At 61.1% G+C, this 13319-nt stretch carries 10 protein-coding genes; 8 read left to right on the top strand and 2 right to left on the bottom strand.

What is annotated here, in order from left to right; all coding sequences use genetic code 11:
• Nucleotides 1–6 precede the first annotated feature (6 nt).
• The gene (locus ACILSL_RS07515) at nt 7–1293 is read left to right on the top strand and encodes a nitrous oxide reductase family maturation protein NosD (RefSeq protein WP_395731389.1); all 1287 of its coding nucleotides are present in this window, start codon (nt 7–9) and stop codon (nt 1291–1293) included.
• A 51-nt stretch (nt 1294–1344) separates the two neighbouring features.
• On the opposite strand, the gene ACILSL_RS07510 is transcribed toward ACILSL_RS07515, so the two are convergent.
• Both ACILSL_RS07510 and ACILSL_RS07505 read right to left on the bottom strand, forming a co-directional pair.
• Nucleotides 1345–2475: a DEAD/DEAH box helicase gene (locus tag ACILSL_RS07510; protein ID WP_395731388.1), complete on the bottom strand. Its 1131-nt coding sequence runs from the start codon at nt 2473–2475 to the stop codon at nt 1345–1347.
• Between the two features lie 47 nt (nt 2476–2522).
• Nucleotides 2523–3833: a hypothetical protein gene (locus ACILSL_RS07505; RefSeq protein ID WP_395731387.1), complete on the bottom strand. Its 1311-nt coding sequence runs from the start codon at nt 3831–3833 to the stop codon at nt 2523–2525.
• Between the two features lie 55 nt (nt 3834–3888).
• Here ACILSL_RS07505 and ACILSL_RS07500 point away from each other — a divergent pair, with 55 nt between their 5' ends.
• Genes ACILSL_RS07500 through ACILSL_RS07470 form a run of 7 tightly spaced genes read left to right on the top strand, consistent with a single transcriptional unit; the run spans nt 3889 to nt 13316 of the window.
• Entirely contained in the window at nt 3889–4734 is an 846-nt protein-coding gene (locus ACILSL_RS07500; protein WP_395731386.1) for an alpha/beta hydrolase, read from the top strand.
• A gap of 48 nt (nt 4735–4782) precedes the next feature.
• Nucleotides 4783–6261 carry a sulfatase gene (locus ACILSL_RS07495; RefSeq protein WP_395731385.1) on the top strand — a complete coding sequence of 493 codons (1479 nt, stop codon included), beginning with the start codon at nt 4783–4785 and terminating at the stop codon, nt 6259–6261.
• Nucleotides 6262–6306: 45 nt separating this feature from the next.
• A complete protein-coding gene (locus ACILSL_RS07490; RefSeq protein WP_395731384.1) occupies nt 6307–7779 on the top strand; it encodes a sulfatase in 1473 nt (490 codons plus the stop codon).
• A gap of 11 nt (nt 7780–7790) precedes the next feature.
• Complete coding sequence (locus ACILSL_RS07485) at nt 7791–9110, top strand: sulfatase-like hydrolase/transferase (protein ID WP_395731383.1); 1320 nt, start codon at nt 7791–7793, stop codon at nt 9108–9110.
• Nucleotides 9107–10633, top strand: a complete 1527-nt coding sequence (locus tag ACILSL_RS07480) for a sulfatase-like hydrolase/transferase (RefSeq protein WP_395731382.1) — start codon at nt 9107–9109, stop codon at nt 10631–10633. Before ACILSL_RS07485 ends, ACILSL_RS07480 begins: the two co-directional genes overlap by 4 nt.
• Nucleotides 10630–11979, top strand: coding sequence for a sulfatase (locus ACILSL_RS07475; RefSeq protein ID WP_395731381.1), 1350 nt, complete (start codon nt 10630–10632; stop codon nt 11977–11979). Before ACILSL_RS07480 ends, ACILSL_RS07475 begins: the two co-directional genes overlap by 4 nt.
• Nucleotides 11976–13316 carry a sulfatase-like hydrolase/transferase gene (locus ACILSL_RS07470; RefSeq protein WP_395731380.1) on the top strand — a complete coding sequence of 447 codons (1341 nt, stop codon included), beginning with the start codon at nt 11976–11978 and terminating at the stop codon, nt 13314–13316. Before ACILSL_RS07475 ends, ACILSL_RS07470 begins: the two co-directional genes overlap by 4 nt.
• The last annotated feature ends 3 nt before the right edge of the window (nt 13317–13319 follow it).

Genomic DNA, 13319 nt, shown 5'->3' with positions numbered 1-13319 from the left:
CAGTTTATGCGCTCCTTCATCCTCTCTATCACACTTGCGGCATTCACGGCCAACGCGGCCGACCTCTCCGTCGCCGCCTATCCGTCCATTCAGGAGGCGCTGAATGCGAATCCGAACCGCATGCTCTTTGTGCCAGCGGGGGACTACGTGATCACAGAAAAGATCCGCATCCGCGGTGATCGCAGCGGGTTGTTCGGTCCCGGCCGCATCATTCAGCAGAGCGCGGATCAGCCGATCATCGAGATCGAAAATGCCACCGGCGCGGAGATCCGTGACCTCACGCTCACGAGGTCGGAGGGCAAGATGGAATCCCGCAACGAAGGTGTGCTGGCCATCAAGTGCCGCGACCTGGTGCTTGAGAATGTGCGTGTCATCGACAACCGCAGCCCAGCGGGAGCGATTTCCGTGCGAGAGGGCAAGGACACGCGCATCAGCCGCTGCCTGGTGCGCAACTACATGCGCGTCAGCATTGATGACCGCACACAGAGCAAGGACTGGGGCTACGCCTTCAACTGCACCGACGGCACCGGCATCAATGTGGATTACAGCACCGGCACGCTGATCGAGGGCAACCGCGTCATCGAGGACAACTTTGTTCCCACGCCGGAGGTGAAGGCCAAATACAAGCTGGGCGACTACGTGAAAAAGAACGCCGTCAAAGGCACGATCATGAACCAGCAGGCCTGGGACTCCAACTACACCGACGCCTGGCAGCAGGGCTCCGGCATTGTGGTCAACGCCCCGGAGGTGAACGACCTCACGCGGGTGATCGGCAACCACATCGAGAACGCCGCGCAGGGTTTGGACATTCATGCGGACCACGTCATCGTTTCACAGAACATCATCACGAATGCCTTCATCGGCATGAAAGCCATGCATGGCTCGCGCAATGTGCTCATCACCGGCAATCAGTTCGTGCGCAACTCGCTCTGGGCCATCGGCCTCATGCCCGGTGCCGCCGCGCACCCCGCCACGGCTGACAAGCCGGAGAACTCAGACGGGGGCTCCATCATCAGCAACAACATCATTTCCGACTTCGGTTACGGCGACGCCCACTGGATCTGGGGTGACGAGCGCTCCCCCATCAAATTCGACAACGGCCAGCAGCCTGATGACCCGCCGCTCACCGATGTCATCATCACCGGCAACTTCATCCACAGCAGCGGCAAACCACGCTACAAATACGCCGTCATCATCCCCGGCGGCCCGAACGCGCCGCGGGGGCTGCATTTCTCCGGCAACCTGTTTCATCCGGGGACACAGGGTGTGTGCAATCAGACGCTGCCGGAGTGATCTGGCAGAGGACGGGAAAGCGCACAGAAGTTCCGCGCTCCTCTCCTGCTCCTAACGCCGAAACTCGCTGAACCGTACCTTCAGCTTGTCTTCCAGCTGGGTGATCTGCCATTTTTCTTTGGCATCAATCAGCGCGAGGGACATGCCTTTTTTCCCGGCGCGGGCGGTGCGGCCGCTGCGGTGGGTGTAGTATTCGAGCTGATCGGGAAGCTGGTGGTGGATGACGAAGGAAAGGTCTGCCACGTCGATGCCGCGTGCGGCCACATCCGTGGCGACGACGAACTGGACGCGCTGCTTTTTGAAGGCGCGCATGACTTTGTCGCGCTCCTTCTGCATGAGATCTCCCTGCAATACATCCACGGGCAGGCCAAACTGGGCGAGCTCTTCATACAGCTCCATGGCACCGGCCTTGGTGCGGCAGAAGATGATTCCGCGGCGGTCCTTCTGACGCTGGAGGAAATCCAAGATGAAGGTGGTCTTCTGCTCGCGTTTGCAGATGGCAAAGCGGTGGTCGATGTCACGGTTGACCACATTGGCCTGATCGATCTGGATCGAATGCGCATTGGCGGACATGCAGCCTTTGATGAGGTCCTGGATGCCTGCCGGAAAGGTGGCGGAAAAGAGCCAGGTGCTGCGCCGCATGGCCGCGAGCTTGAGGATTTCCGTGAGCTGCTTCTTGAAGCCCATGCTCAGCATCTCATCCGCCTCGTCCAGCACCACATAGCGGACGAATTCCAGCGTCAGCGCATCCCGCTCGATCAAATCGAGCAACCGGCCCGGCGTGGCGACGACGATGTGTGTGGGACGCTTCAGCGCGTCGGTCTGGCGGTCGATGTTGTCGCCGCCGCTGACCACTTCGATGAAAATTTTCTCCGTGTACTTGGTGAAGCGGAAGAGCTGCTTGCCGATCTGCTTGGCCAGCTCGCGGGTGGGGGCGAGGACGAGGCCCTGGATGTCCCGGTGCTTGGGGTTCATCTTGGTCAGCAGTGGCAGGCCAAAGGCGGCCGTCTTGCCGGTGCCGGTCTGCGCCTGAGCGATGAGATCGCTGCCGTCCTTGAGCAGAAAGGGGATCACCTTCGACTGCACCTCCGTGGGTGTGACGATGCCCAGCTCCTCCAGACCACGGATCATCTCCGGTGGAATTCCAAGGGCAGCAAAGGGATGGGGGGCGGTTTCTGACATCCTGTGTCTTCCATCAGAATGGCCCGGAATGCCAGCAGCAATGCGGTTTAACGCGGCAATCGCCACTCGCTGAAACGGCCGGATTTAACGCTCGTACTTGGAATTGAGAGCCTCACGGGCCCTTTCGTGGCGGGTAGTCGTGCGGCCAGCGAATACTGGTCATGGACAAAGACCTCGACCATGTCGTCTTCGACCACCAACCCGACCTTCAGCAGCCGCCCCTTCGGCAGATCGATGGGCAGTTCGCTCCAGCTTTCGCCAGCGGCATCGAGGATGCGAAGCTGGTCGTGCTTCAAAAGGATCCCGCCAAGAGGATCAAGGCTGATTCGCACCTCACCCGTGCCTTCAGGGAGCGTGAGCGTGAATTCAGCGAGAAAGTGGCGCCATGCACCGGCTTCACGCTGCCAGGGCAGTTTCTCGAAGTGCTTCAGCAGTTTGGCAGGCAAGCGCGTGCCGAGCCTGCCATTTGGCAAGGCATGTACCTCACGAGGCAGCGCAAGATGCCCGCCCCAGGGCTGTTTGCCCGGTTGCGCGGGTGTGAGCGGTATCCAGCCAAACAAAACGGGCGTCGCACCATTCACGGCGATTTGTGCGGCACAGAGGTCTTTGCCGTCCAGCACGCCGTCGGGTTCGTTTTTCCACGGCCCAAGCGGAGAGGTGCTGCTCCAATACACAGGCTGGCCCACCGCACGGGTATAGATGCTTGCGAGCAAATACCAGCGCCCCGCCAGCTGAAACATCTGCGGGCACTCGGGTTCGCCGATGATGCCAGGATCCAGGATGGGACCGTGATCTTTCCAGTGCAGCAAATCAGGCGAGGTGGCGAGGCTGACCGCTCCGCAGGTTTCCTTGGGACGTCCTTTCATCCAAGTGGTCATCACACAACCGTAGTGCTTCATCTCGGGAATCCAAAAGATGAAGGGATCCCGGCGCCGCTGATAGTAGCCAGAGGCAGGCACATGAAATTCCTTCGGCGCGCAGGCCCAGTGTAGAAGATCGTCGCTCACAGAACTGACCATGCGTCCCTGTTCATGCCCGTAGAAACTGCGGAAGACCCTGGCCACCGGGTCATGAAAGACGCCGAGCACGAAATAGGGACTCATCCAGTCCGCGGGTTTTACCTCGTTGTGTGTGAGCGGCGTCTCAGTCCAGCGCAGCCAGTCCTTTGATCGCGCGAGCATGGACTCATACTTCCCGGGCTTCAGGTAGTAGAGGAAGCACTCACCCTGATGGAAGAAGGGGTGTACATCTCCCAGCGGATGATCGCGCGGCTTGAAATGCAGCATCGCCGCCTCTTCCTGCGCTTTGATGAGCGGCGTGAAGAGTTGGATGACAGCCAGGAGCCAAAAAATGCGCATGAATAACAGAGGTAAAATGATGCCTGCCGAGATCGTTCATGCATTGATCCATTTCATGAAGATTTTTCTCCTCACGTTTTTCATCACCAGCGCATCGCTTCTGGCAGCCGAGAAGCCCATCGTGCTGTGGCAGGCTGGAGCGCCAGGGGCATTGGGCACGACGGCGAAAGACATCCCAACGCTCACGCCTTATGTGCCTGCGAAGGCCAGCGGCGCGGCTATGCTGCTCATTCCAGGCGGCAGCTACTCGGGCATCTATGAGGGGCAGGCGGAGCCGTTTGCGCGCTGGCTCAATGAGCAGGGCATCACGGCCTTTGTGCTGCGTTACCGGCTCGGCAGCGCGGGCTACCGCTATCCGGCGCAGCTTCAGGATGCGGTGGAGGCCATGCGGCAGATCCGGGGTAATGCCGACAAGTGGAAGATCGATGCCAAACGCATCGGCGTGATGGGTTTCTCCGCGGGCGGGCACCTCACCTCCACGCTGATCAACCGGCCTGAAGACGGCGAGATCGAAGGGCGCACCCCCGCCGTGAGCGCGAGGCCGGATCTGGCGATCCTGTGCTATCCCGTCATCAGCATGATCACCAAGCCGCATGCGACCTCGCGCAAGATGCTCATCGGTGACAAGCCGAGCGATGAACTCGTGCGCCAGACCTCCAGCGAGCTGCAGGTGCGCCCCGGCCTGCCGCCGTGCTTTCTGTGGCACACTGCGGAGGACAAACTGGTGCCCGTGGAGCACGCGCAGCTCTATGCTGCCGCGCTGCATCAAAACGGCGTCCCCCATGAGCTGCACCTCTACCAGCATGGCGACCACGGAACGGGCCTCATCGGCACGCAGCACCCGTGGTTTGGCGATTTGGTTTACTGGCTGAAGGCGCAGAAATGGATCTCTGAACCTTGAGTTCAACTCGCTGACACAAATTCCGCGTCTTCACGTTCCCTTGAGAACATGAAGTGTGTACTGACCAGCCTTGTCCTTCTGATGATCCACACTGCGGCAGCCGCAGCGGGGCGGAATTTTGTGTGGATCATCGCCGATGACATGTCGCCGGACATCGGAGCCTATGGTTTGCAGGAGGTGAGCACGCCGAATCTGGACCGGCTGGCCGCCCAGGGGCGGCGCTACACGCGTGCCTATGCCACGGCACCGGTGTGCAGCGCCTCGCGTTCGGCCTTCATCCTCGGGTGCTATCAAACGACGACGGGGCTGCATCCGCACGATGTGGAAAACCCGCAGCCGCTGCCTCCGCGCTACAAACCGCTGCCGGACCTGCTGCGCGAAGCGGGCTGGTTTGTCACGAACGCGGCGGCTCCTGACACGGTGCGCAACGGGCGTCCCGTCACCAAGGCCAAGACGCACTACAACTTTGCCCACGATCCGGCGAAAATGTATGATGGCAATGACTGGCGGAAGCGCGGGCCCGGGCAGCCGTTTTTCGCGCAGTTTCAGATCACCGAGCCGCACCGGCCGTTTCCCATTCCGGAGGAGTATGACGAGGCGAAGCTGAAGGCCATCCAGATCCCGCCGAACTACCCCGATCATCCGCTGGTGCGTCGTGACTGGTATGCGTATCAGCGCAGTGTGGAAATGGTGGACCAGCGTGTCGGTGTCATCCTTGATCAGCTCAAGACGGAAGGCGTGCTGGATGACACCCTCGTGATGTTCTTCGCCGATCACGGCCGGCCGATGCCCTGGGGCAAGCAATGGCTGAGCGTGGAAGGGCTGCAGGTACCGCTGATCATGCGCGGCCCGGGCGTGGCTGCCGGGGGCGTGGAGGAGCGGCTGGCCAGCCTCATCGACCTCGCGCCGTCCATGCTCCAGCTCGCAGGCCTGCCCATTCCGCCATGGATGGAAGGGCGGGGTATTTTAGGACGTGAATTTCCCGAGCGCACCATGCTCTTTGCCGCGCGTGACCGCTGTGGTGATGCGATGGACCGCATTCGGGCGGTGATCGAGCCGGACGCGCTGTTTGTGCGCAATTTCCAACCCTCCCGCTCCCGGCTGAACTGGTCCGGTTACAAGGAGTACAGCTATCCCGGCATGCCGCTCCTGCGAGTCCTGAACGAGGCCGGCAAGCTCAATGAATTTCAGGCGCAGTGGCTGATGCCACGCCGCGAGGCGCTGGAATACTATGATCTCAAAGCCGATCCGCAGGGGCTGCACAACATTGCCAAAGATGCCAAGGTGGCGGACCGCATGGCGGCCATGCGCAGCGCCATGGACAAGTGGATCAACACCAGCCCGGACCGTGGGGCGCAGGGAGATCCGCCCACGGAGCCGCCGCTGAGCGCCATCCAGCGGGACAAGCGCCACGAATACGAACGCATCTGGAAATCCCGCGTGAAGAAAGCCCAGCCCAGCGATGCCGAGCGCGTGGCGTGGTGGGAGAAAAGCTACGGGCTCTCTTTAGACCAGCGCATTCCCTGATCTCAGGCGGAAGATCGGTGGCATTGGCTTCGTTCGCAGAGGTTCATGAAATCTGTTTTCGTTTTGTTGTCCTCTCTTTGCCTGGCCGCCTCAGCGGCAGACACGCCCTCCCGCCCGAACATCCTCTTCCTTTTTGCCGATGACCAGCGGTGGGACACGCAGAGCTGTGCCGGGCATCCCATTGTGCAGACACCCACGGTGGACAGTCTCGCAGCACAGGGGGTGCGTTTCAGCAATGCCCATGTGACCACGGCGGTGTGCTGGGTCAGCCGTGCGGTGGTTCTCACCGGCCAGTGGGCGCGGACCCATGCGCAGCGCGATGCCATCCCCACCGTGAAGCCGCAGGCGCTGGCCACCATGTATCCCGTGCTGCTGCGTGCGGCGGGCTACCGTACCGGTCATTTCGGCAAGTGGCACATGATCTCGCCCCAGGGCTTCAAGCCGCAGGAGCAGTATGACGAATACGAGGCCATCGGCCGCAATCCGTATTTCAAAACGATGCCGGACGGCACCAAGCGCCACGAAACCGATCTCGTGTGCGACAAAGGCATCGAGTTCATCAAATCGCAGCCGAAAGACAAGCCCTTCGCGCTGAACCTGTGGTTCAACGCCGCGCATGCGGAGGACAACGATCACCGCCCGGGCATCGGGCTGTATCCCTGGCCGCAGTCCACCGATGGCATGTATGAAGACCGCTCCATCCCGCCTGCACGTTTGGGAGATCCCGCCATCTACGAGGCGCACCCGCAGTTCCTCAAAGACTCCATCAACCGTGAGCGCTGGTTCTGGGGCTACGACACGCCGGAGAAGTTCGAGATTAACCTGCGCGCCTACTACCGCATGATCAGCGGTGTCGACAAAGCCATCGCGCGTGTCCTCGCTGCGCTGAAGGAGGCCGGGCTCGCGGACAACACGATCATCGTCTATTCCGCCGACAACGGCTACTACCTCGGGGACCGCGGCTTTCAGGGCAAGTGGTCGCACTATGAGGAGTCGCTGCGCGTGCCGATGATCGTCTATGATCCGCGCCTGCCCAAGGAACAACGCGGACGCGTGGTGGATGATCTCGTGCTCAATGTCGATCTGCCCGCCACCTTCATTGACTGGGCCGGCGCGAAGCGCCCGGACGCTTACGAAGGCCGGAGTCTTTCGACGCTCATCGAAGGGAAGGGCAGCGACAAACCCTGGCGCGACCACTTCTTCTGCGAGCACCTCGATCTCGCACCCACGCTCACCTGGGAGGGCATTCGCGGCCAGCGCTACGTCTATGCGCGCTACTTTGATCAGAAGCCCGCGTATGAGTTTCTGCATGATCTGGAGACCGACCGCGATGAACTCAAAAACCTCGCCACCGATCCCGCGCATGCTGAGGCCCTGCAGAAAATGCGCGCGCTGTGCGATGCTGAGATGAACGCCCGTGGCGGCCCCCTGCTGCCCATGGACCAGCGCGGTGCACGCAAATTCACCCCCAATAAAAAAGGCGCAGGCAAGAAGGCCAAGGCAGAAGCCGGCAACTGATTCGACACGCGATGAAACGACTTCTCGTTTGCATGGCTCTGTGCATGGCGGCTCCCTGCTCTTTTGCAGCGCCGCCAAACGTGATCGTCATCATGGCGGATGATCTGGGCAGCGCGGATCTCGGCTGCTATGGTGCCAAAGATCTGCACACACCGCACATGGATGCGCTGGCACAGCGCGGGCTGCGTTTCACGCAGTTTTATGCGGGCGCTCCGGTGTGCTCCGCCTCACGGGCCTGCCTGCTCACTGGCCGCTATCCCGTGCGTGCGGGCGTGCCGGGAAATGCGGCGTCGCAGCACGGTCAGAAGGGCGGACTGCCACCCTCGGAGATCACGCTGGCGGAGATGTTCAAGAGCGCGGGCTATGCCACGGCGCACATCGGCAAGTGGCATCTCGGTTACAACGAGGAGATGATGCCAAACGCGCAGGGTTTTGACCACAGCTTCGGGCACATGGGCGGTTGTATCGACAATTACTCGCACTTCTTCTACTGGGGCGGCCCCAATGTGCACGACTTGCACCGCAATGGCGTGGAGGTCTTTGAAGACGGCCATTACTTCCCCGATCTCATGGTGCAGGAGGCATCAGGCTTCATGGAGAAGCACCGCGCCGATCCCTTCTTCATCTACTTCGCCATCAACATGCCGCACTACCCCTACCAGGGTGAGGCCAGATGGCTGGAGCACTTCAAAGACCTGCCGCTGCCACGCCGGCTCTATGCCGCGTTCGTGGCCAGCCTGGATGAGCGCATCGGCAGCCTTGTGGCAAAAGTGGATGAGCTGGGCCTGCGCGAGCGCACGATCATCGTCTTCCAAAGTGACAACGGCCACTCCACGGAGGAGCGTGCTCATTTCGGCGGCGGCAGCGCCGGACCCTATCGGGGTGCGAAGTTCAGTCTTTTCGAGGGCGGCATCCGCCTGCCCGCGATGATTTCCTGGCCGGGTAGGCTGCCGCAGAACGAAACACGCGGCCAGATGGTTCACTCCGCTGACTGGATGCCCACACTGGCCGAACTTTGCGGGGTGAAAACACCCGAAGTGAAGCTCGATGGCCGCAGCCTCGTACCCGTGCTGAAATCTTCCACCGCCCCCGGCCCGCATGACGCCCTGCACTGGCAGATGGGCGACTCCTGGGCTGTGCGCGAAGGCGACTGGAAACTCATCATCAACGCCCGCGACACCACGAAGGGAGACACCGGCAAGGAGCGCGTTCCCCTCTTCCTCAGCAATCCGACCGCCGACCCCGGGGAGAAAACGAACTTCGCCGACCAGCAGCCCGAGCTCACCAAGCACCTGAGACAACTGCATGACACGATCTACGCTCAACCATGAAAGCCCTCGTTCTCCTCCTTGCGTCATTGGGCCTTTTGGCTTCCTCATTTGCCGCTCCTGCAAAGCGCCCCAACATCCTGTTCATTGTCGTGGATGACCAGTCACCCTTTGACTTCAAGTTCTACAATCCGAAGTCGCCGCTGCAGTCGCCGAACATCGACAAGCTCGCGGCGGAGGGCATGGTCTTTGATTCCGCGCGTCACATGGGGTCCTTCAGCGGCGCGGTGTGCACACCGTCACGGCACATGATCATGAGCGGGCGCACCGTGTGGCATCTGCCCATCGGCCCTGGTGCGAAGGAGCACTGCCCGCCGAATCTGGAGCTGAACACGCTGGCCGCCGTGTTCAATCGCGCCGGTTACAACACCATGCGCACCTGCAAGCAGGGCAACTCTTATGAAGGCGCCAATAAACAGTTCACCGTACGGCATGATGCCACCAAACGCGGCGGCACGGATGAAACCGGCAGCACCTGGCATGGCGACCAGGTGATGAATTACCTGAACGAACGCGAGGCGAAGAAAGACACCGACCCCTTCCTCATCAACTTCGGCTTCTCCCATCCGCATGACACTCGCGACGGCCGCCCAGAGCTGCTGGCGAAATATGGTGCCACCAATCACGAAGACCCCAGCACGCTGCCAGCGCTGAACCCCAAGCAGCCCGCGCTACCCGCCAACTACCTGCCCGCCCATCCCTTCAATAATGGCGATGCCAACGTGCGCGATGAAGTCGAAGTCAGCGGCGTGTGGAAGAACCGCGACGAGGCCACCATCCGAAATGAAATCGGCCGTGAGTTCGCTTGCAACGAGAATATCGACATTCAGATCGGCCGCGTGCTGGAGAGGCTCAAGGCCATGGGCGAGCTCGACAACACCTACATCGTCTACACTGCCGATCACGGCATCGCCATTGGGCGTCACGGCCTGCAGGGCAAACAAAATCTCTACGAGCACACCTGGCGCGTGCCCTTCATTGTCAAAGGCCCCGGCATCAAGCCCGGCTCCCGAGTGCCAGGAAACATCTACCTGCTCGACATCGTGGCCACGCTCTGCGACATCGCCGGCATCCCCGCACCGCAGAGCAACGAAGGTGTCAGCTTCAAGCCGGTGCTCGAAGGTAAAAAGACCGCCGTGCGCGATGTGATGTACGGCGTCTACTGCGGCGGCACCAAGCCCGGCATGCGCTGCGTGCAGCAGGGCGACTGGAAGCTGATCAAATACGACGCCATGAACGGCGCCGTGCATGAGACGCAGCTTTTCAATCTCGCCACGAATCCCGATGAACTCCTCAAGGAGCATGGCAGCAAAGACCCGCTGAAAACCAACCTCGCCGGCAATCCCGACTACGCCACCAAGCTCGCCGAGATGGAGGCGCTGCTGCTCGCAGAGATGCGCCGCCTTGATGATCCCTATCGTCTGTGGAACCAGCCGGATGATGGCCTGCCGCCAGTGCCGGAGCCTGCGCCGAAGGCCAAGAATGCGAAGAAGAAACAGGCCAAGCAGCAACCTCTCAAGCCATGAAACCCCTCGCTCTCATCCTCTCATCACTCCTCATTGTAGCTTCGTCTTTCGCCGCAGAGCAGCCCCCCAACTTCCTTCTCATCTACGCCGACGATCTCGGCTATGGCGATGTGTCCACCTACCATCCGTCGGACTGCCACACGCCAAACATCGACAAGCTCGCTGCGGAGGGCATGCTCTTCCGGAACATGCGGGCGAACTGCACCGTGTGCTCGCCTTCGCGTGCGGCGCTGCTTACGGGGAGATACCCGGACCGCGTGGGTGTGCCGGGCGTCATTCGCACAAATCCGGAGGACTCATGGGGTTACCTCGCACCGGGCATTCCGACGATCGGCAATGAGTTGCGGAAGGTCGGCTATCACACGGCGGTGATTGGCAAATGGCATCTTGGCCTGGAATCTCCGAACACACCGAATGAGCGCGGCTTTGATCTCTTCCACGGCTTCCTCGGCGACATGATGGACAGCTACACCACGCACCTGCGCCAGGGGCACAACTACATGCGCCGCAATGCGGAGGTCATCGACCCCAAGGGCCATGCCACGGACATCTTCGCGGGCTGGGCGGCGGATTACTTCCGCGAGCGTGCCAAGGAGAAGCAGCCCTTCTTCCTCTACCTGGCCTTCAATGCGCCACATTTCCCCATCGAGCCGCCGGCGGAATGGATTGCCAGGGTGAAGCAGCGCGCACCGCAGCTCGATGAAAAGCGCGCACTGAATGTCGCGCTGGTGGAGCATCTGGATGATCGCATCGGGCAGCTGCTGGCCGTGTTAAAGGAAGTCGGGCTCGATCAAAACACCGTCGTCGCTTTCGGTTCTGACAATGGCGGATCGCTGCCGCATGCACAGAACAACGACCCCTGGCGCGATGGCAAGACCAGCCACTACGACGGCGGCTTGCGCGTGCCCTTCATGGTGCGCTGGCCCGGGCACATCAAGGCAGGCTCAAGCAGCGACTACGCCGGCCTGAACTTTGACCTCTTCCCCACTTTTCTCGAACTGGCTGGTGTGAAGGCTTCCAAAGAACTCGATGCCATCAGCCTCGTGCCCATTCTCAACGGTGGCACCCTCGAGACGCCACGCGATCTCTACTTCGTCCGGCGTGAAGGCGGTGCGGCGTACGGTGGCAAAAGCTATGAGGCCATGATTCGTGGCGACTGGAAGCTGATGCAAAACACGCCCTACAGCCCGCTGGAACTTTACAACCTCAAGAACGATCCGCAGGAGAAGACCAACCTCATCGGCAAGGCCCCCAAGGTCTTCAAAGAACTCTCCACCGCGCTGCGCACGCACGTGCAGATCGGCGGCGCCACGCCCTGGCAGAAGCCTGAAACTCACGAGCCATGAAAAGCCTCCTGCTGGTCCTTTCGACATTTGTCCTCTGGCATTCGTCTTTCGCGGCGCAGCCGAACATCATTCTCATCATGGTCGATGACTTCGGCTACGAATGCGTCACGGCGAATGGCGGGGAGTCGTATCAGACTCCGAACATCGACAAACTGGCCACGAGCGGGGTGCGTTTCGAAAACTGCCATGTGCAGCCTCTGTGCACGCCCACGCGCGTGCAGCTCATGACGGGGCGCTACAATGTGCGCAACTACCTCAACTTCGGCACGCTGCTGCGCACGGAGACGACTTTTGGTCATCTCATGAAAAACGCAGGCTACGCCACCGGCATCTGCGGCAAGTGGCAGCTGGGCCACGAGGTGGACTCGCCGCAGCACTTCGGCTTTGAGGAATCCTGCCTCTGGCAGCAGACACGCCGCCCGCCGCGCTATGCCAATCCCGGCCTGGAATACAACGGCGTGGAGAAAGACTTCACGCATGGCGAGTACGGCCCCACGCTGGTGAACGACTTCGCGCTCAGCTTCATCACCAAGAACAAAGAGAAGCCCTTCTTTCTCTACTACCCGATGATCCTCACGCACAATCCCTTCCAGCCGACACCGGACAGCCCGGACTGGGATCCCACCATCAGCAGCGAGAACAAGCAGCAGTCGCCCAAGCACTTCGCCGACATGACCGCCTACATGGACAAGCTGGTGGGCCGTGTGATCGCCAAGCTCGATGAACTCGGTATTCGCGACAACACGCTGCTCATTTTTCTCGGAGACAACGGCACGAACACCGGCATCACCAGCCGCTTCAAAGGGGCGGACTACAAGGGCGGCAAAGGCAGCACCATCTCGCACGGCACCCATGTGCCGCTCATCGCCAGCTGGCCCGCCATGATGAAACAGGGCCGCGTGTGCGCCGATCTCGTCAGCAGCACCGATTTCCTGCCGACGCTCTGCGCTGCTGCGGGAGTCAAGGTGCCCGAGAACGTGGATGGCGTCAGCTTCCTGCCACAGCTGAAAGGCGAAGCAGGCAAACGCCGCGAGTGGCTCTACACCTGGTACTCGCCCCGCCAGAGCCAGGACATGACTGTGCGTGAGTACACCTTTGATCATCGCTTCAAACTTTACCGCACCGGCCAGTTCTACGATCTCAGCACAGATGCCCTGGAGAAGCAGGATCTCGCATCCAGCACTCTCACCCGCGATGCCGCTGCGGCGAAGGCGAAGCTGCAGGGCGTTCTCGATCAGTTCAAAGACGCCCGCCCCGCCGGGCTGGACCAGGAGTTCCAGGCCTCAGGCAAAGGGAAGGAGAAGAAAGTGCGGAAGAAAAAGGGGAAGGGGGAGTAAAGT

The organism is Prosthecobacter sp. (genome assembly GCF_044222345.1).
Taxonomy (GTDB): Bacteria; Verrucomicrobiota; Verrucomicrobiia; order Verrucomicrobiales; family Verrucomicrobiaceae; genus Prosthecobacter.
This window is presented reverse-complemented; position numbering and strand designations above follow the sequence as displayed.